This is a genomic window from Coprococcus sp. LG101-27 (assembly GCF_027695515.1).
GTDB classification, from domain to species: Bacteria; Bacillota; Clostridia; order Lachnospirales; family Lachnospiraceae; genus Allocoprococcus; species Allocoprococcus comes.
On the sequence record NZ_JAQEUJ010000004.1, the window covers coordinates 62,495 to 81,893 of the forward strand.

The 19,399-nt window shown below is 43.7% G+C and carries 15 protein-coding genes; 4 read left to right on the plus strand and 11 right to left on the minus strand.

Annotation, left to right across the window (positions count from 1 at the left end; translation table 11 throughout):
• Positions 1-56 precede the first annotated feature (56 nt).
• The 7 genes from PG766_RS05240 to PG766_RS05270 form a co-directional block, all read right to left on the minus strand.
• Complete coding sequence (locus PG766_RS05240) at positions 57-1,448, minus strand: peptide MFS transporter (protein WP_055157953.1); 1,392 nt, start codon at positions 1,446-1,448, stop codon at positions 57-59.
• A gap of 230 nt (positions 1,449-1,678) precedes the next feature.
• On the minus strand, positions 1,679-2,368 hold the full coding sequence (locus PG766_RS05245) for a GntR family transcriptional regulator (RefSeq protein ID WP_008371822.1): 690 nt from the start codon (positions 2,366-2,368) through the stop codon (positions 1,679-1,681).
• 206 nt (positions 2,369-2,574) lie between these two features.
• On the minus strand, positions 2,575-3,891 hold the full coding sequence (locus PG766_RS05250) for a M18 family aminopeptidase (RefSeq protein WP_118198754.1): 1,317 nt from the start codon (positions 3,889-3,891) through the stop codon (positions 2,575-2,577).
• Between the two features lie 26 nt (positions 3,892-3,917).
• Entirely contained in the window at positions 3,918-5,354 is a 1,437-nt protein-coding gene (locus PG766_RS05255; protein WP_118198755.1) for an APC family permease, read from the minus strand.
• Positions 5,355-5,409: 55 nt separating this feature from the next.
• The gene (gene pepT / locus PG766_RS05260) at positions 5,410-6,627 is read right to left on the minus strand and encodes a peptidase T (protein ID WP_118198756.1); all 1,218 of its coding nucleotides are present in this window, start codon (positions 6,625-6,627) and stop codon (positions 5,410-5,412) included.
• A 129-nt stretch (positions 6,628-6,756) separates the two neighbouring features.
• A complete protein-coding gene (yfcE, locus tag PG766_RS05265; protein ID WP_117834413.1) occupies positions 6,757-7,302 on the minus strand; it encodes a phosphodiesterase in 546 nt (181 codons plus the stop codon).
• Positions 7,303-7,444: 142 nt separating this feature from the next.
• Positions 7,445-9,682 carry an ATP-binding cassette domain-containing protein gene (locus PG766_RS05270; RefSeq protein ID WP_118198757.1) on the minus strand — a complete coding sequence of 746 codons (2,238 nt, stop codon included), beginning with the start codon at positions 9,680-9,682 and terminating at the stop codon, positions 7,445-7,447.
• 164 nt (positions 9,683-9,846) lie between these two features.
• Between PG766_RS05270 and PG766_RS05275 the strand changes: the two genes are divergently transcribed.
• The 4 genes from PG766_RS05275 to PG766_RS05290 all read left to right on the plus strand — a co-directional run bounded on the left by PG766_RS05275 (position 9,847) and on the right by PG766_RS05290 (position 13,617).
• Positions 9,847-10,668 carry a transporter substrate-binding domain-containing protein gene (locus PG766_RS05275; protein WP_182438593.1) on the plus strand — a complete coding sequence of 274 codons (822 nt, stop codon included), beginning with the start codon at positions 9,847-9,849 and terminating at the stop codon, positions 10,666-10,668.
• A 21-nt stretch (positions 10,669-10,689) separates the two neighbouring features.
• Positions 10,690-11,376, plus strand: a complete 687-nt coding sequence (locus PG766_RS05280) for an amino acid ABC transporter permease (RefSeq protein WP_118198759.1) — start codon at positions 10,690-10,692, stop codon at positions 11,374-11,376.
• Between the two features lie 15 nt (positions 11,377-11,391).
• Complete coding sequence (locus PG766_RS05285) at positions 11,392-12,177, plus strand: amino acid ABC transporter ATP-binding protein (RefSeq protein WP_118198760.1); 786 nt, start codon at positions 11,392-11,394, stop codon at positions 12,175-12,177.
• A 93-nt stretch (positions 12,178-12,270) separates the two neighbouring features.
• Positions 12,271-13,617: an MATE family efflux transporter gene (locus PG766_RS05290; RefSeq protein ID WP_118198761.1), complete on the plus strand. Its 1,347-nt coding sequence runs from the start codon at positions 12,271-12,273 to the stop codon at positions 13,615-13,617.
• A 150-nt stretch (positions 13,618-13,767) separates the two neighbouring features.
• Here the strand turns inward: PG766_RS05290 and PG766_RS05295 are convergent, their stop codons facing one another.
• The 4 genes from PG766_RS05295 to pheS form a co-directional block, all read right to left on the minus strand.
• A complete protein-coding gene (locus tag PG766_RS05295) occupies positions 13,768-14,430 on the minus strand; it encodes a Crp/Fnr family transcriptional regulator (protein WP_055157412.1) in 663 nt (220 codons plus the stop codon).
• Positions 14,431-14,795: 365 nt separating this feature from the next.
• The gene (gene queA, locus PG766_RS05300; RefSeq protein ID WP_008371840.1) at positions 14,796-15,821 is read right to left on the minus strand and encodes a tRNA preQ1(34) S-adenosylmethionine ribosyltransferase-isomerase QueA; all 1,026 of its coding nucleotides are present in this window, start codon (positions 15,819-15,821) and stop codon (positions 14,796-14,798) included.
• Between the two features lie 19 nt (positions 15,822-15,840).
• Entirely contained in the window at positions 15,841-18,261 is a 2,421-nt protein-coding gene (pheT, locus tag PG766_RS05305) for a phenylalanine--tRNA ligase subunit beta (protein ID WP_118198762.1), read from the minus strand.
• Between the two features lie 112 nt (positions 18,262-18,373).
• Positions 18,374-19,393, minus strand: a complete 1,020-nt coding sequence (pheS, locus tag PG766_RS05310) for a phenylalanine--tRNA ligase subunit alpha (RefSeq protein ID WP_008371846.1) — start codon at positions 19,391-19,393, stop codon at positions 18,374-18,376.
• Between the last annotated feature and the right edge of the window lie 6 nt (positions 19,394-19,399).

Consider the following 19,399-nt stretch of genomic DNA (forward strand, 5'->3'; position numbering starts at 1 on the left):
CCGGTGATCTTTCCTTCGATCACCGGACTTCTTTTTTCTCTTTTTGGCAGAATCATTTAAGCTTCTTCTTTCCCTTCAACAAGGCTGTTCAGCTTCTTGTTAGCCAAGAAGATAAGTGCTGTAAATACTAACATAATGACTGTGATTCCAACAAATACAGGGAACACATCAAATTTTTCAATAAATGCCTGTACAAACGGGCTTAACTTGTTTGCGCCAAATGTAGAAATTGCGATAACCCCCATCAAAAGTGAGAGATATTTCTTCGGCGCATACTTACTTACAAATGCATTACGCAGCGGTGAGAAACACATCTCTCCGATTGTAATAACCGTTACAAACAGGAATGGCCAGAAAACGCTTGCTTTTACAGAAGCATCTACGCCAACTCCGCGAACCAGTTCACAAACAACCATTACTCCAAACGCAAGTCCTACAAAAAGGAAGCCAAGTGCTACTTTCTTAAACATATTCATATCGCCCTGCGGACGCTCGGCAAGTTTCTTCCAGATGGCTGCCATCACACCACCAAGAACGACACACAAAAGTCCGTTCCATGTAGTAGTAACCCATGACGGCGGAATGTCAAAAGAGCCAATACTCATCTTCACATAATCGGTCATATAAATGACAAGCGCAAGATCCTGCTGATAGTAGAACAGCCAGAAGATAACAGAGAGTGCCGATACAAGAATGATCGCTATCATACGGTTTCTTTCCAATTTTGTAAGCGGCTGCTTGTCGTTCTTCCCATCTTCTTTCTTTTCGTTAGACCCGATCACATTTCCATTCTCATCCGTAAGATACTTGAATGGTTTCACACCCTGTCCCTGAAGGTTTTTCCAGTTCAGCACAAACCATGCCAGACCAACGATGCACCAGATCGATGCCACAAAGAAGCACTGACGGAATCCAAGCACATCGCCTTTTTTAAATAAGTGGAGATACAAAAATCCGGTAAGCAGTGAACCTACGAAAGCCCCAACATTTACATAAGAATACTGAATGGAAAATGCAGCATCCAGAAGCTCTTTGTTCTGATATTGTCTTCCGATCAGAGCGTTTAAGTTTCCTTTGAAAAGACCGGTTCCAATCGATACAAGAATGATCATCAGATTGACCATTCCCGGACCTGTTGCCTTCCAGCCTACCAGATATCCGATTGCCATGATAATATATCCCAGAGAGATCGCATATCTCGCTCCCAGCCATCTGTCAGAGATAATTCCTCCGATCAGCGGTGCCATATAGGTGTACGCTGTCAGATTCGCTGCCATGACTGCCGCATCTGTTCGCTCAATACCAAGACCACCCTGTAAAGTTGCAGTGATCAGGAATAGAAGCAAGATTGGCTTTGCTCCGTAAAATGCCAGGCGTTCAAACATAAATGTGATACAACAGGCATAAAAGCCTTTTGGATGTTTTTCATTAGTCTGTGCTTTTCCCATTACTTTTTATTTCCTTTCTGTTTTGGCGACTGTCGACAATCGTCATCCTTTATAAGTAATATAGCATAACTTCACCACTTTTTCAATACAGCTCATGTCTTACACTCTTTTTTTGTTATAATTCAACAAAACACAGCAAAAAAAGATGTGGAATATTACTATCCACATCTCTTCATTATTAATATTTATCCATTTACTACTATCTAAAGACTGTAACCTCTCTCTGTATCCTAGACAAGAAAATCAAATGAAAATCCGGAATCCTCTTCCGACAATCCCTGCTCTTTCAAAAGCCTTCGGATCGTTCTCATGTAATGTTCGGAAAGAACGTGACAGATTTTCTCCTTGTTCTTTTCCCTGCAGGCATCCACCAGTTCTTTATGAATCGGATACTGTCTTTCTAACACACGCTTTTTATCCGTGCTCAGGCTGAAGCCCGTAACAATATTTCCATAATTCAGCTCTTTCCATGCTTTATAGAGCCTTGTCATACCAGTCATCTCTACAAGCAGTCCATGCATCTGGTTATCATAGACAAAAACCTGGTCAAACTGCTCTTCATCCAGTTTTTTCATTTTTTCCAGCACTTCTTCCATCCGGCAAATGGTATCCTCTGGAACGTTTCCTCCCATCAGCTTCACTGCCATGGTTTCGTAATTCGCCCGCATAAGGTAAATTTCAAATGATTCTTCCAGTGTAATTTCTTTTACAGAGCATCCTGCATTTCTTACATATTCTATAAGTCCTTCATTTTCCAGCTGTCTAAGTGCCTCACGAATCGGAGCCCTGCTTGTCTTAAATTCCTTTGCCAGATCCTGTTCCACAATCTTCTGTCCCGGCTCCAGCTCCTGGTAAATGATCCTCTTCCGGATAATATCTGCAATATTTTCTCTTAGTGTTCGATATATTAATTCTGCCATTCCTTTTACCCAACCTTGTTACTCATTCTCTGCCATTTCGGTGATCTGACACCATAATTATTATAACAGGACAGTTTCTTTCCTGTCTATAAAAAAATTAGAATGCACTCTGAATTTTATTTTTCTATCGTTCCTCGAAATACGCCTTCTTCCAGATTCGGAAAAACTTGCAGAGAGTTCTTCCGGAACTCTCTGCAAATACTTCTTTATGCAATTTCAAACAAACCATCGCCTGCTGCCTTGATATGACAGCTGTAAAATTCTTTGGATGCCTCGATCAGATAACCGGTATCCTTTACACCGGAAGTCTCATAAGCCGAATGCATTGCGAGCTGCGGAAGTCCGATATCCACGGTATTCATGGATACCTGCGCCATTGCAATATTTCCCAGTGTACTTCCACCTGCCGCATCCGAACGGTTGGCAAAAAACTGCACCGGTACACCTGCCTTTTCACAGATTGCCTTGAAAATCGCAATACTTACTGCATCACTGGTATATTTCTGACCGGCATGAGATTTGATCACGATTCCTTCGTTCATATAGTTACAGTTATTTACATCTGTCTTCTGCTGATAATTCGGGTGTACTGCATGTGCATTATCACAGCTCAGCATAAAACTTCCGGCAACTGCACGATAGAAATCTTCCTCATCCTTTCCCAGTGCCTTGTTGATCCGCCAAAGCACATCCGACAACAGTGTCGATGCTGCTCCCTGCTTGGTTCCTGATCCAACCTCTTCATTGTCAAAGCAGGCAAAAACATTGATATTCTTTGCATTTTCTCCTGCAAGGAAACCATTCAGCGACGCAAACGCACACTGCAGATCATCCAGCTGTGGACAGGATAAGAATTCATTCTCTCTTCCCCATACAGATGGCTCCATTCGGTTATACAGGAACAGATCCATACCATAAATCTTCTCTTCTTCTACGCCAATCTCTTCTGCGATCAGTTTTTTCATCTCACCCGGTTCTTTTGCCGATCCAGCAAAAACCGGAAGCATGTCTACCTGTTTGTTGATCGCACGGCCTTCATTGACTGCGCGGTCCATATGGATTGCAAGACTTGGAATCATCAGAAGATCTCTTTCTACCTTGACCAGTCTGGTCTCCATTCCACTGTCCGTCTTTACAATTACGCGCCCTGCTACCGATAACGGACGGTCAAACCAGGTAGAACAGATCATTCCGCCATAACCTTCTGTATTCAGAACCGTGTATTTTTTCTTCACCTCAATCTCTGCATTCTCTTTGATCTTAAAGGTCGGTGAGTCACTGTGGGACGCAGTTACATGAAAGCTGTACTCATCCAGTTGGTTTCCGACTTTAAATGCAAGAATGCTGGAATGGTTACGGGTCACATAATATTTTCCGCCTTTTTCTATTTTCCATTTTTCCGACTCTTTCAGCTCCTGAAATCCTTCTTTTGTAAGAATATCCCGGATTGATTTTACTGCATGGAAAGCAGTCGGCGAGTTCTTTATAAATGATGTGAGTTCTTTAATTGTCTGGTTATCCATAATGTTCCTCCTGGCATTTCAGCCCTTTATTTTCCAGATTCTTTTGCACGTTCACGTTCGGCAAGCTTCGGCATGATAATTCCAAGTGCAGTCAGCACTACCGGTGTGATCACATTCATTGCAAAGGTAAATGGATTTTTGTTATACATTCCCATTATACAACAGATCAGTGTCACAAATAAACACCATCCTCCGAAGAAGTATGCGATCTTCTGATTTTTCACAAAACGGTATTCTGCCGGAATCCGGTCATATGCCTTACGAAGCGCAATGTAAGCCACAAATACCCAGGTATAACGAAGCGGCATACATACGGAATTCAGCCTGGTAAGCTGCTGGAGAACCGCTGCTGCTCCCGGAAGGAAGGTCTGCACTACGATGATTGCCCCTGCAAGCACCAAAACCAGTTTAATACCATTGGAATACGCACCATATTTATTCTTTTTACGAAGCCCTGAAGGAATATACTGTGCCGTTTTTTCGTTATCCAGAAGCATACGCAGCGGTGCATCGATACTCAGGATCAGAATTGAAAACTGTCCGATCAGGTTACAGAGTGCATAGATGATCAGGAAAGTATCTCCAATGTGATAGTACTCACCCAGTTTCTGGAATGCCCAGTAAGAACCATTTGCCGCATAAGAATTAAAAGATTCTTCACTGGCGTTAATTACCACCGGGTCAAACATTCTTCCCATCGCGATCGTTCCCAGCATTGCGCATACCAGTACCATAGCAGTCATTGCAATGATTCCTTTCGGGAAGCCTTTGCTTGGATTTTCTACTTTATTTACATAAGGCGAAATTTTTTCACATCCTCCGACTGCAAATACAAGGATTGAAAGCGATGAAAAATATCCGATATTAAAGTTCGGAATCAGATTCTTCAGGCTGAAATCAATCGTTACATAGTCTGCGCCAGGATTGATCGCCGGTGCTGCAAGCATCATGATAATATATAAAATCGACATTACAAACATACTGGTCCCGGCAAGAGAAAGCAGCTTTTTCAGCGGATTCATTCCTTTACTCGCAATGAAACATCCGATCAGGAATACCCCCAGTGTTGCCATCTGTACGCCAATCGTCGGGAATGTATCATAAGTCTCTGCGTTACGGAATACTGCCCAGCTGAGGGCTTTCAGGCTTCCGCTTCCTTTGCTGGCAATGTACGTAATATGGCATGCCCAGTAGGTCCAGCCTGCATAATAGGCTACCTTCGGACCTATTGTATCGTAAACCCATGAGTTTACACCGCCACCGCTGTTTTTAAAAGCCGATCCCAGTTCCCCAACCATCAGTGAATACGGAATAAAATACAGCACAAACATCATAACCCAGCTTAGTATTACCTGAATTCCGTTAAAATAGATGAATCCGTTCAATACATTTCCAAATCCCCATACTGTTGAAAATGCCATAAATGCCAGCGTCACCACTGTGATTTTCTTATTATCAGACATAATTTTACCTCTCTCGTATTTTCATACATTTCCTTTAATTCTATTAAATTTCCCTTTATTCTGCAAACTGTCTAATGATGTCTTTTACAATAAGGACTGCTTTATCCATTCCTTCTACTGTGATATGCTCAAATACGCCATGGAATGCATGTCCGCCCGTTCCAAGATTCGGACACGGAAGTCCTTTGAAGCTGAGTCTTGCACCATCTGTTCCCCCACGGACCGGTGACACGATTGGTGTAATACCTGCATGCTCAATCGCTGCTTTTGCGTAATCGATCAACTGCATGCACGGTTCAATCTTTTCGCGCATGTTGTAATAAGATTCCACAATCTCAACTTCCACTTTTCCTTCGCCGTACTTTTTATTCATCTCTTCTGCGATATCACGAAGTTTCTGTGCTCTTGCGTCAAAAGATCTGCGATCAAAATCACGGATAAAATATTTCATCTTAGTCGTTGTCACATTTCCCTGCACGCTGACCAGATGATAGAATCCTTCATATCCTTCGGTTGTCTCCGGTCTTTCATTTACCGGAAGCATCTGGTGGATCTCGGTCGCAATGGTCTGTGAATTAACCATCACGTCTTTTGCTGATCCCGTATGTACGCTGACACCGTGAATGGTGATAAATGCAGTAGATGCATTGAAGTTCTCGAATTGAATCTCGCCTTCCTCATCACCGTCCAAAGTGTAAGCATAGTCAGCACCAAAACCTTCTACATCAAAATGCTTTGCTCCTCTTGCAATCTCTTCATCCGGTGTAAATCCGATGCAGATCTTTCCATGCGGAAGTCCTTCTTTGATGATCTCTTCTGCCACGGTAAGAATCTCTGCGATACCCGCCTTGTCATCTGCCCCAAGAAGTGTGGTTCCGTCAGTTGTGATCAGAGTTCTGCCCTTTAATTCTGCAAGGTACGGGAACTCATCTACTTTCAGAATATCTCCGGAACCTTTCAGGACAACGTCCTTCCCGTCATAATTCTCAATGATCTGTGGCTTTATATTTTCGCCCGATGCATCTGCCACAGTGTCCATATGCGCAACCAGACCAAGCGACGGCTTGTCTTCGCATCCAGGAGTTGCAGGGATGTGTCCATATACATATCCTTTGTCGTCCACTCTTGCATCTGCGATTCCAAGATCTTTCATCTCTTCTACAAGCATTCTTGCCAGTACCAGCTCTCTGTCTGCTGACGGGACAGTATCGCTTGTCTCATCACTGGTTGTCCATACCGGAACGTAGTTTAAAAATCTTTCGTAAGCTCTCATGTTATTAGGCTCTCCTTTGCTTTTCTTAGTTTCATTTTATTACATAAATTGTCGGATGTACATTGGCGAATGTCGACAATTTATGGGGTTTTATTTTGTTCAATATTTTCTTGTTCTTTAGTAAAATAACTACAGCATCAGTTCGTGGTAAACTTCACCGTATAGGTTTTTCCATTTCGCGATACCGTCTTCCAGGATCATGTAACTGTGGGCGCTGTTTTCTTTTGGGATGGAAACGGAACCTGGGTTGAGGTAGAGGTTCTCATTTCCGAATGGTTCCCAGGCCGGTACGTGGGTGTGACCGTGGAGGAGAATATCTCCTGGCTGCATTGGGATTGGGGTCATGACGTTATGATGGTGTCCGTGAGTGGCGTAAATAATCCTGTTGCCGCACGGGATCACTGCATAATCTGCCATGATCGGAAAATCCAGTACCATCTGGTCTACCTCTGTGTCACAGTTTCCGCGTACACAGAATAATTTCTCTTTAACTTCATTTAACATTTTAATTACCTTTTTGGGTTCGTATTCCAGCGGAAGATCATTTCTTGGTCCATGATACAGGATGTCGCCCAGAAGTAACAGTCTGTCCGGGCATTCTTTTTTCATCGCATCCAGCATTTCCAGACAATAATATGCGGATCCGTGGATATCTGATGCAATCATTAGTTTCATAGCGTTCGTCTCCTTTTCTTCTATCTTTTTGGTAAATATTTCTGTTTCTGTAAATTTTTATAATTATAAATAGGGGGATTGCGTAGCAATGGAGCAATCCAGTTACATCAGTGAGTGGCAAAATTTGCTTTTGACACTCACATCATAAATATTCTGCCGTGACAGATTTTTCACTCTTTTTCATCTCAGACGGTGTACCGACAAACAGCAGTCTTCCTCCGGCATCTCCTCCTTCTGGTCCTAATTCTACCACATAATCAGCGGATTTGATAAATTCTATGTTATGTTCAATAACAAAAATGGAATTCCCTTCATCCACCATCTGGTTCAGAAGCTTTAACAGACTCCGGACATTCTTGATATGCAATCCGTTTGTCGGCTCATCAAGAATGAAAATACGGTCTTTACTTCCGAGATAGGAAGCAAACTTCATTCGCTGCAACTCTCCGCCGGATAAAGTAGAAAGTGCCTGATTTAGGTGCAGATAAGAAAGTCCTACTTTTTCCAGAGGCTCCAGCGCTTCGCTGATCTTTGTTCCCCTGAAGAATTCCTCTGCCTGTGCAACAGTCAAATCCATCACTTCCGCAATATTCTTTCCATCTACTTCGTATTGCAAAACTTCTTTTGAATACCGAAGTCCTTTACACACATCACAGGTCGTCTCGATGTCATCCATAAATGCCATATCCGATACGATCACTCCTTTTCCCTTACATGCCGGACACTTTCCTGCGCCGTTAAAAGAAAACAAAGATGCCTTCTGACCGCACCGCTTTGCAAATATTTTCCGGATTTCATCTGCGACTCCCAGATAGGTCGCCGGAGTGGATCTGAGACTTGCACCTGCAGCGCGCTGGCTTACAAACACCACATCCTCTCCCATACTGCGGTAAAAGCTTTCCATCAGAGAACTTTTTCCGGATCCGGCAACACCAGCGATCACAACCAGATTTCCTATTGGAAATTCGATGGTAATGTCCTTCAGATTGTGAAGATGGATATGCTCCATCCGCCATATTCCTTTCGCTTCCCTTGCCTTTGCTTTTAGAGAAGTAGTAAGCCGCATCTCTTCTCCGGTCGGCGTATCACTCTTTAAAAGTTCCTTATAACTGCCTTCAAATAAAACTCTTCCACCGGCCATTCCCGGTTCCGGACCCATTTCCACAATGTGATCGGCCATCTCGATCATTTTCCGGTGATGCTCCACCAGAACAACCGTATTTCCACCATCTCTCAATTTTTCCAGTGCACGGCGCATCCGCTCAATATCATGATTATGAAGCCCTGCACTCGGTTCATCCAGAATATACAACAAATCAGAAAGCGAGGAATTCAGGCATTTTGCAATCTTGCATCTCTGGATCTCTCCACCAGATAAAGTAGATAACCCTCTGTCCAGAGACAGATATCCCAGTCCGATATCTATAAGGGCAGACAGTTTGGTATGCAGTGTATCCTGAATATCTTTTGCAAGCGGATCTTCTATTTGGTCAATCCACGCACGCAGCTCGGATAATGGAAGTTTTATTACATCAGCAATATTTTTCCCGTCAATTTTGCAGGACAACACCTTCTGATTCAATCTTGCCCCATTACACTCCGGACAAACTCCATGACTGGTGATCGGATCCAATAACTCCCTGTGAAGTTTTCCTTCTTCCGAATTTAGGACACTGCGGTACATCCGATGCACAAGACCTTCGTATTTCGCAGTTTTCGGCCATCCTTCCGGTGGATTCTTAAGACGTATCTGCGGTGAATACAAAAACAGTTCCAGTTCTTCTTCGGAATAGTCTTTAATCTTCTTATCCAGATCAAACAATCCGCTGTTTGCATAACGGATCCATCTCCACTGCCCCGGCTCAAATGCCACATAATGGATCACTCCGGCATCATTCAGACATTTATCAAAATCTACCAGCTTGTGTACATCCAGATCTGTCACTTCCCCAAGTCCGTTACACCGCAGGCAGCATCCCTGTGGATGATTGAATGAAAAGCTGTCCGAATAACCGACAAAAGGCTGTCCCACTCTGGAAAATAAAAGCCTCAGAAGGGTATAGGTATCCGTATAAGTTCCAACCGTCGACCGCTGATTCGGAGCCGGCTTTTTCTGATTGATCACAATTGCTGCCGGAAGATTCTCGATCCGTTCCACATGCGGTCTTCCGTATTTTGGAAGATACTGCTGTACAAAGCTTGGAAAAGTATCGTTTAACTCCCTGCGCGACTGCGCCGCAAGAGTATCCAGAACCAGCGAAGATTTCCCGGAACCTGATACTCCGGTAAATACGGTGATCTGATGCTTTGGTATCCGGATAGATACATTTTTCAGGTTATTCTCCGTCGCATGGTGAACAATAATCTCATTTGTTTCCATATATTTATATTCCTCTGTTTTACTCTTTCTACAGTAATTTCTGTATTTCTTATTGTATCTTTATCAAAAAAGAAAGTAAATAGCAAGTTTTGGTTGACTTTAGTATGGTAGATTGATAATATAGTGACGTGACATTTTTTGAAATTATATGAGGAGCGATTATTATGAAAAAAATAACAGCACTTGCACTTACTTCAGCAATGGTATTATCCCTTGCAGCATGCGGAGGTTCATCTTCCGATACAAAAACTTCAGATGATTCAAAAAAAGCATCCAAAAGCGATGTAGAATACGTTCATGACAAAGGAACCCTGGTAGTTGGAATCACTGATTTTGAACCAATGGATTACAAAGATGATAACGATGAATGGATCGGTTTTGATGCTGATATGGCAAAAGCATTTGCAAAAAGTCTTGGCGTTGATGCTGAATTTGTCGAGATCGACTGGGACAATAAAGTCATGGAGCTGGATGGAAAAACCATCGACTGCGTATGGAATGGTATGACACTTACTGATGAAGTAACCAGCGCAATGGCATGCACCTCCGCTTACTGTAACAATGCGCAGGTAGTGGTTGTTCCTTCTGATAAAGCAGACAAATATCAGGACAAAGACAGTCTGAAGGATCTTTCTTTTGCAGTTGAATCCGGAAGTGCCGGAGAAGAAGCTGTAAGCGGAGAAGGATATGACTACACTGCGGTTTCTTCACAGTCTGATGCCCTGATGGAAGTTGCAGCCGGAACCTCTGATGCAGCAATCATCGACCTTCTGATGGCCGGTGCCATGGTCGGAAAAGGTACCGGATACGAAAATCTGACTCATACCGTTGAGCTTACTACCGAAAAATATGGAGTTGGATTCCGCAAAGGTTCCGACCTTGCAGACAAGCTGAACGAATTCTTCAAGACAAGCTACAATGATGGTTCTATGAAGAAATGCGCTGAAACCTATGGGGTTCAGGATGCCATCATTGAGCAGAAATAATATTTAAGGCAGGAACTTTTTATGGATCTGATTATGAAACAAATGCCGGTCGTAGTGTCAGCACTGAATGTCGGCTTTTTACAAACTTTAAAATTATTTATTGTGACGCTGGTCGGTGCCCTTCCTCTCGGACTGGTCATTGCCTTTGGCTCCATATCTCATTTCAAGCCTCTTAGCTGGCTTGCGAGACTGATCGTCTGGGTAATCCGTGGTACCCCGCTGATGATCCAGCTTCTGATCATCTACTATTTCCCCGGGCTGGTCTTACATAACCCGATCTGGGGTGGTGGTGAAACAGGACGATTCCTTGCAGCAGCCGTATCTTTTATCATCAATTACGCCTGTTATTTTTCAGAAATCTACCGCGGTGGAATCCAGGGTGTTCCGGAAGGTCAGAAAGAAGCCGGTCTTGTACTTGGCATGACAAAGCATCAGATCTTTTTCAAGATCACACTCCTTCAGATGATCAAACGCATCGTACCACCGATGTCAAATGAGATCATCACCCTGGTAAAAGATACTTCTCTTGCACGTATTATCGCGCTGCAGGAGATCATCTGGGCAGGACAGGCATTTATGAAAGGCTCACATGGCATCTCCGGTGCCATCTGGCCGCTGTTCTTTACCGCTGTTTATTATCTTATTTTCAATGGTATCCTGACCGTTCTTCTCGGACGCCTTGAAAAGAAACTGGAATATTTCAGATAAGGAGAATTCATATTTATGCCAATCTTAGAAGTAGAACATATCAGTAAATCTTTTAATAAGACTCCTGTCTTAAAAGACGTTGGATTTAACCTGGAAAAAGGACAGGCTGTTTCCATCATCGGATCTTCCGGAAGTGGAAAGACAACGCTTCTCCGCTGCCTGAACTTTCTGGAACATCCGGATAACGGAATTATCCGGGTAAATGGCGAAACACTTTTTGATGCCTCTGTCCCGGCAACCACTCAAGAATCCGTGATCCGTAAAAAACGACTGCATTTTGGTCTGGTGTTCCAGAACTTTAATCTGTTTCCGCAGTATACCGCTCTGGAAAATGTAATGCTTGCCAAAAAGCTTCTCGCCGCAGAGCAGCCGGATTTTAAAGAAAGAAAACGTGAAATCCTGACCGCCATCGAGGTACAGGCAAAGGTTCTTCTGACACAGATGGGGTTGGATAACCGGATGGACAATTATCCGCATCAGCTTTCCGGCGGACAATGCCAGCGAGTTGCTATTGCAAGGGCACTTGCCCTGCAACCGGACATCCTCTGTTTTGATGAACCGACTTCTGCACTGGATCCGGAACTGACCGGAGAAGTATTAAAAGTTATCCGCGAGCTTGCTGATCAAAATACTACGATGATCATCGTAACTCATGAAATGGCATTTGCCCGTGACGTTGCTGATCATGTGATCTTTATGGACGACGGACGCATCGTTGAACAGGGTGATCCGTGTCAGGTGTTTGAAAATCCAAGTGAAGAGAGAACAAAACAGTTTCTTTCTCGGTTTCATGAAGGATAACATGCATTTTTACCGAACCTCATTTTCATTGACTTTCCCTCTGCCGCACCTTATACTTAAAAGTAATGACTTAAGAAACGGGGGAAATATTCTATGTCAAAATCTTCAGCCAAACTGATGACCGAAGGCTCCATCTGGAAGCGTATCGTTGCTTTTGCGATTCCGCTTTTCTGGGGAAACCTTTTTCAGCAGCTATATAACACCGCCGACTCTCTGATCGTTGGAAATTTTCTTGGAAGCTCTGCGCTTGCCGCTGTCAGCTCTTCCGGTAATCTGATCTTTCTTATGGTCGGTCTTTTTAATGGAATCGCCATCGGATCTGGTGTCATCGTTGCCAAATATTACGGTGCCAGAGACATTGCGAATCTACAGAAATCCATCCATACAACCGTTGGTTTCGGACTGATCTGCGGCGTGATCCTTACCATTGTCGGTATCATTGCCGCACCACAGATCCTGGTGCTTATGGGAACACCGGAGGCGGTACTTCCAAACTCGATTACTTATTTCCGGATCTACTTTACCGGCTCACTTGCCTTTGTCATGTACAACTTCTTTGTCGGCATTCTGCAGTCCGTCGGTGACAGTACCCATCCTCTGATCTACTTAATCGTTTCTTCGGTAACGAATATCATTCTTGACCTTGTACTGATCGCAGGTCTTGGATTTGGTGTAGGTGCTGCCGCTTTTGCAACTGTCATTTCACAGTTTTTAAGTGCTATTCTCTGTATGGTACAGCTGCTTCACAGTCCGGAGGAGTTTCGGCTTCATCTGAACCGGATCAATCTGGATTCCTATATGCTCCGCCAGATCATTTCTTATGGTCTGCCAGCAGGACTCCAGAACTCGATCATTTCCCTGGCAAATGTATTCGTCCAGGCAAATATCAACCAGTTTGGGGAAATGGCGGTTGCCGGATGTGGGGCTTATATGAAGATCCAGGGATTTGGGTTCCTTCCGATCACCTGTTTTGCTCTGGCACTTACTACTTTTATCAGTCAGAATCTGGGAGCAAAAGAATATGACCGTGCTAAAAAGGGCGCTGTATTCGGTGTGATCTGCTCTCTTACGATCTCTGAGCTGATCGGTATCTGCGTGCATTTTACCGCTCCACAGCTTCTGTCTGCTTTCAGTTCCACCGCAGAGGTTATCCACTACGGAGCCATGCAGGCACACACGGACACCTTTTTCTACTTCCTGCTTGCTTTTTCACACTGTATGGCAGGAATCATGCGCGGAGCCGGTAAATCCACAGTCCCGATGTATGTCATGCTGGTATGCTGGTGTCTGATCCGCGTTACCTATATCGTAATTATTTTAAAATTCATCCCGTCCATTCAGATGATCTTCTGGGCTTACCCGATGACCTGGGCGCTCAGTTCCATTGCTTTTCTGATTTATTTCCTAAAGTCAGACTGGATACACGGACTGGAAAGATAAATTCCACAAATTTATACTTGACTCATCGTATACAAAAAAACCATTACAGGATCTGATGAAATCACATCTCTCCTGCAATGGTTTTCTTTTATCCTAACCCACATACAGTTTCTCACTGCTGTATCCGTTTTATTTCCATTATTTATCCATTCATATTTCCGTTTCGTCAAGAATACGGAAATGTTTCCTGTCTACTTCGATCAGCCTATCTTTCTGCATCTTCCCAAGCTCATTTGACATCGCGGACCTGTCTACATTCAGATAATCTGCAAGCTGCTGCCGGTTGAACGGGATATCAAATTCTTTCTTCCCGTTTTCCATAGCCTGATAAGACAAATACGACAGCAGTCTTCCCCGGATCGATTTTGATGAAATATGAAAAATCCGTTTCGACAGACGGAGATTCTTCTCTGCGGAAAGCTTCAGCAGATTTTCAATTAACGTATGATGAAACACACACGAATTGGAACAGACTTTCAGTATCCTTCCCACATCAAGAAACAAAATTCTTGCCTCTTCTGCCGCAACTACATTGACCATCAGCTTCTGCCCCGGAATCGCTGCATATGTTTCTGCAAAAATCTCGCCTCTTCCGGCCCGGTCCAGAATGCTGTGATTCCCCCAAATATCATCATTCTCAATGAACACGCTGCCGGAAAGAACCACGCCCATTGAAGTAACCTCATCCCCGGCATGGTAAATGATTTCATCTTTTTTATAAGTCTTTTCTACCGGATTCAGACAGTTCAGCATCTGTCTGGCGTCCTCCTTCGTGACGCCCCGGAAAATTGCTGCCTCCTCAAATATGCCCATTTTCTGCTACTCCTCAATTCTCAATGCATTTCTGTCCGCTTTTTAACCAAATCAAAAAGCAAAACAAATTACGAATATCCACCTGACTTTATTTCCCAAAGTTATCATGCTTTTGGCACTTACACCATCTTACTATATTTTTGCAGAATCGGCAAATCTGTTCTGTTTATCTCTGCAGGATAAAACAGCATTCTCGATAAACATTTATTCAATAAGATTTTTAAACTCAATCGTTTCCAACCTATACAAAAAACGGAGAACAAGATTTTTCAAAGTTGTACATGACTTGAACAATCCCGTTCTCCGGTTAATATCTTATGATTTCCTGTTCCCTGACATAACCTCACATTTGTCAGATTCTGCGTCTATTCTATAAACATCGCATCCCCAAAGCTGAAGAATCGATATCTCTCTTTAACTGCTTCTTCATATGCCGCAAGCACATGCTCTCTTCCGGCAAGCGCACTTACCAGCATGATCAGCGTTGACTCCGGTAAATGGAAGTTCGTGATCAGGCAGTCCAGTACCTTGAATTTATAGCCCGGATAGATGAAAATCTCTGTCCATCCACTGCACTCTTTTAACTTTCCGTTTTCATCAGCCGCAGATTCTACGGTCCGGCAGCTTGTCGTTCCGACGCAGATCACCCGGTGTCCGCTCTCTTTTGCACGGTTGATCTTTTCTGCCTCAGATGCCTCGATCCGGTAGAATTCCGAATGCATATGGTGATCCAGAATATCATCCGCTTTTACCGGACGGAAAGTTCCAAGTCCGACATGAAGCGTTACATGCGCAATCTCCACACCTTCTGCTTTGATTTCTTCCAGAAGCTCCGGTGTAAAATGCAGTCCTGCCGTCGGAGCAGCCGCAGATCCGGAATGCTTTGCATACACGGTCTGGTAACGATTCTTGTCCTCCAGTTGGTGGGTGATGTAAGGCGGAAGCGGCATCTGTCCAAGCTGATCCAGAATCTCTTCAAAAATTCCTTCGTATTCAAAATGGATCAGACGGTTTCCTTCCTCTACAACCTCCAGAACTTCCCCTTTCAGAAGACCGTCTCCGAAGCTGACTCTTGCTCCGGGTTTCATCTTCTTTCCTGGTTTTACAAGTGTTTCCCAGACATCATTTCCTTTTCGTTTTAAAAGAAGAACTTCGACTTTTCCGCCGGTTCCTTCTTTTTCACCGATCAGTCTTGCCGGGATAACCTTGGTATCATTGATCACAAGGCAGTCTCCCGGTTTGAGATAATCTTTGATCTCACGGAAAATGTGATGACTGGTTGCACCGGTTTTTTTATCAAGAACAAGCAGTCTGGAACTGGATCTGTCTTCAAGCGGATCCTGCGCGATCAACTCTTCCGGTAAATCAAAATAAAAATCCTGTCGTTTCATTCTTTTGACCTCTTTTCGCCTACTTACGAAGCTCGATACCCATTTCCTCCAGTGCCTTTAAGATACGGTTCATAGCAGCTGAAATGTCAGCTTCTTCCAGAGTCTTATCTTTTGCACGGAATGTGATAGAATAAGCAACAGACTTGAAGCCTGCCTTGATCTGAGCGCCTTCATAGATATCGAACAGCTTATAGCTTTCCAGATAAGCGCCACCCTTGTTCTCGATCACTTCTTCAACCTGTCCTACCAGGATGGATTTTGGCATTACCATACTGATATCACGGCTGACTGCCGGGTATTTTGCAATTCCTTCGTATTTTCTGTCAAATGTTGCAAGCTCTGTGATCTGTGGCATATCAATGACAGCAACGTATGCTCTTTCACCGATTCCATAGATATCAGCAACTTCCGGATGAACCTCACCCATGTATCCGACAACCTTTCCATCGTAAACGATGTTTGCCTGACGTCCCGGATGAAGGAAGTTCTTTCCTGCATTTGGATCATAGGTTTCTTTCTTATGAAGTCCGACTTTTTCAAAGAACTCTTCTACAACACCTTTCATACTGAAGAAGTCTCCATCTCCGTACATTCCAAGTGTAAACTGCATTCTTTCATCCGGCAGTTCTGTCAGTGGAAGTGCCTTTGGAAGATAAATATTTCCAAGCTCGTACAGACGGACATTTTTATTTCTTCTGTTGTAGTTTGTTGCAAGAGATGTCAGCATACCATTCAGAGATGTTGTACGCATGACACTGTAATCTTCTCCAAGCGGGTTCATGATCTGGATTGCCTGACGCATCGGATCATCCTTGTCGAGGAGGAGCTTGTCAAATACCTTCGGGCTTTCAAATGAATAAGTCATTCCCTGGCTGAATCCACAGAATTCTGCAATATTTCTTGCTACTTCTTCCACACGAAGCTTGAAAGAAAGCTTACCAGTTGTAGCCTCACCTGTAGGCAGTGTAGTCGGGATATTATCATATCCGTAGAATCTTGCTACTTCTTCCGCAAGATCGGCGATACGGAATAAGTCATGACGGAAGGTTGGTGCGATCACTTCTTTTGCTTCTGCATCATATTCCAGGTCGATCTTTTCAAAATATTTGATCATATCTTCTTCCGGGATGTCTGTTCCGAGAAGTGCATTGATCTTGTCGGCATCAAATGGTACACGTACAGGTTCTTTTTTCTTGCTGTATACATCAACCATTCCTCCGACAACTTCACCGGCTCCCATTTCTTCGATCAGCTGGCAGGCACGGTTGATTGCATCCTCTGCATTATTCGGATCCAGTCCCTTTTCAAATTTACCGGATGCATCGGTACGAAGTCCGACTTTCTTGCTGGATTTACGGATGTTGGTTCCATCGAAGCATGCAGCTTCAAATAACATGGTCTGTACATTGTCAGTGATCATGGAATTTTCGCCACCCATGATTCCGGCAATACCTACCGCTTTTTCGCCATCACAGATCATCAGAACAGAATCATCCATTTCTCTTTCCTGACCATCCAGTGTTACGAATTTTTCTCCTTTATGGGCATTGCGGACGATGATCTGATGACCTGCGATGGTATCCAGATCATAAGCATGCATTGGCTGTCCGTATTCTTCCATTACATAGTTTGTGATATCAACAAGGTTGTTGATCGGACGGATTCCTACGGAAGAAAGTCTTCTCTGCATCCATTTCGGTGAAGGTCCGATCTTGATATTTTTTACGACTCTTGCACAGTAACGTGGGCAAAGGTCTGTATTTTCTACTTTTACTTTGATGTAATCATTGACATCTTCATCATTTCCGGTTGATGTTACAACCGGTGGCTTGAATTCTTTGTGGAATGTAGCTGCAACTTCTCTTGCGATACCAACCACGCTGAAGCAGTCTACACGGTTGGATGTGATCTCGTATTCAAATACGACATCATCCAGTCCGAGTGCCTTTACTGCACTTTCTCCGACAACTGCGTCATCATCAAAAATGTAGATTCCATATTCCGGTGCTTCCGGGTACATATTTCTGTCTGAACCAAGTTCTTCGATGGAACACATCATTCCGTAGCTGTCGACTCCACGGAGTTTTCCTTTTTTGATCTTGATTCCGCCTTCTACTCTCTGTCCAGGCTCATGTCCGCCCGCAACGCGTCCGCCATCCAGAACAACCGGTACCTTGTCTCCTTCTTTTACGTTCGGAGCACCTGTAACAATCTGTACGGTCTCTGTTCCTACATTTACCTGACAGATGATCAGTTTATCTGCGTCCGGATGTTTCTCAATTTTCTCAATCTGTCCTACTACGATCTTATCCAGATCAGCATCCAGCTTTGTAAAACCTTCTACCTTTGTTCCGGAAAGAGTCATTGCATCTGTATATTCCTGCGCTGTTACATCAAGTTCCGGAACATACGCTTTAATCCATGATAATGAAGTATCCATTTTATATCTCCTTCTGATTTGTTTATAAATTTCCCTTATTCAGACTCCAAAATCCAGCAGCTTTCGTTGCTACCGCAGCTCTCCGCGCTGCTCTTTGATTTTGTCGTGCTCACTAGAACTGTTTCAGGAATCTGATATCGTTCTCGTAGAGGAGGCGCATGTCGTCGATCTCGTATTTGAGAAGGGCGATCCTTTCAAGTCCTACTCCGAATGCAAATCCAGTGTATTCTTCCGGATCGATTCCGCACATTTCGAGTACGTGTGGGTGAACCATACCACAGCCGAGGATTTCAATCCATCCTGATCCTTTACAGAAACGGCAGCCTTTTCCGCCACACTTGAAGCATGATACGTCTACTTCTGCACTTGGCTCTGTGAATGGGAAATGATGCGGACGGAATTTTGTCTTGGTATCCGGTCCGAAAAGTTCTTTTGCAAATACTTCCAGAGTTCCCTTTAAGTCAGCAAAGGAAATATTTTTATCGATTACCAGTCCTTCGATCTGATGGAAGGATGGTGAATGGGTTGCATCCACTTCGTCAGAACGGAATACTCGTCCCGGTGCGATCATACGGATCGGGAGCTTGCCCTGTTCCATCACACGTGCCTGAACCGGTGATGTCTGGGTACGAAGCACGATGTCTTTGTTGATATAGAATGTATCCTGTTCATCTTTTGCCGGATGATCTGCAGGAATATTCAGTTTTTCAAAGTTGTAAAGGTCATATTCTACTTCCGGTCCTTCCACAACTTCGTATCCCATACCGATGAAGATACGCTCTACTTCTTCCAGAGCGATCGTATTCGGATGGCGATGGCCTACTGTATTTTTCTTGGAAGGAAGTGTTACGTCAATAACTTCCTGTTTTAATTTTTCTTCACGGATTGCAGCATCCATTTTCTTCTTTGTCTCATCAAGAAGTTCTTCGATAGCAGCTCTTGTCTCATTCACAAGCTGTCCTACCTTCGGACGTTCTTCCGGAGCTACATCTTTCATTCCTTTTAATACGGCTGTCAGTTCTCCTTTTTTACCAAGGAATTTGACACGTACATCATTTAATTTCTCCGGTACATCAGAAGCCTGGATCTGCTTAATGGCTTCCTGTTTGATGCTCTCAAGTCTTTCTTTCATGATATC

What these genes read in the sequence shown, in the direction of transcription:
- PG766_RS05240 (WP_055157953.1), bottom strand. Translation starts at nt 1,448, where the DNA reads ATGGGAAAAGCACAGACTAATGAAAAACATCCAAAAGGCTTTTATGCC.
- PG766_RS05245 (WP_008371822.1), bottom strand. Translation starts at nt 2,368, where the DNA reads ATGGCAGAATTAATATATCGAACACTAAGAGAAAATATTGCAGATATT.
- PG766_RS05250 (WP_118198754.1), bottom strand. Translation starts at nt 3,891, where the DNA reads ATGGATAACCAGACAATTAAAGAACTCACATCATTTATAAAGAACTCG.
- PG766_RS05255 (WP_118198755.1), bottom strand. Translation starts at nt 5,354, where the DNA reads ATGTCTGATAATAAGAAAATCACAGTGGTGACGCTGGCATTTATGGCA.
- pepT (WP_118198756.1), bottom strand. Translation starts at nt 6,627, where the DNA reads ATGAGAGCTTACGAAAGATTTTTAAACTACGTTCCGGTATGGACAACC.
- yfcE (WP_117834413.1), bottom strand. Translation starts at nt 7,302, where the DNA reads ATGAAACTAATGATTGCATCAGATATCCACGGATCCGCATATTATTGT.
- PG766_RS05270 (WP_118198757.1), bottom strand. Translation starts at nt 9,682, where the DNA reads ATGGAAACAAATGAGATTATTGTTCACCATGCGACGGAGAATAACCTG.
- PG766_RS05275 (WP_182438593.1), top strand. Translation starts at nt 9,847, where the DNA reads ATGAAAAAAATAACAGCACTTGCACTTACTTCAGCAATGGTATTATCC.
- PG766_RS05280 (WP_118198759.1), top strand. Translation starts at nt 10,690, where the DNA reads ATGGATCTGATTATGAAACAAATGCCGGTCGTAGTGTCAGCACTGAAT.
- PG766_RS05285 (WP_118198760.1), top strand. Translation starts at nt 11,392, where the DNA reads ATGCCAATCTTAGAAGTAGAACATATCAGTAAATCTTTTAATAAGACT.
- PG766_RS05290 (WP_118198761.1), top strand. Translation starts at nt 12,271, where the DNA reads ATGTCAAAATCTTCAGCCAAACTGATGACCGAAGGCTCCATCTGGAAG.
- PG766_RS05295 (WP_055157412.1), bottom strand. Translation starts at nt 14,430, where the DNA reads ATGGGCATATTTGAGGAGGCAGCAATTTTCCGGGGCGTCACGAAGGAG.
- queA (WP_008371840.1), bottom strand. Translation starts at nt 15,821, where the DNA reads ATGAAACGACAGGATTTTTATTTTGATTTACCGGAAGAGTTGATCGCG.
- pheT (WP_118198762.1), bottom strand. Translation starts at nt 18,261, where the DNA reads ATGGATACTTCATTATCATGGATTAAAGCGTATGTTCCGGAACTTGAT.
- pheS (WP_008371846.1), bottom strand. Translation starts at nt 19,393, where the DNA reads ATGAAAGAAAGACTTGAGAGCATCAAACAGGAAGCCATTAAGCAGATC.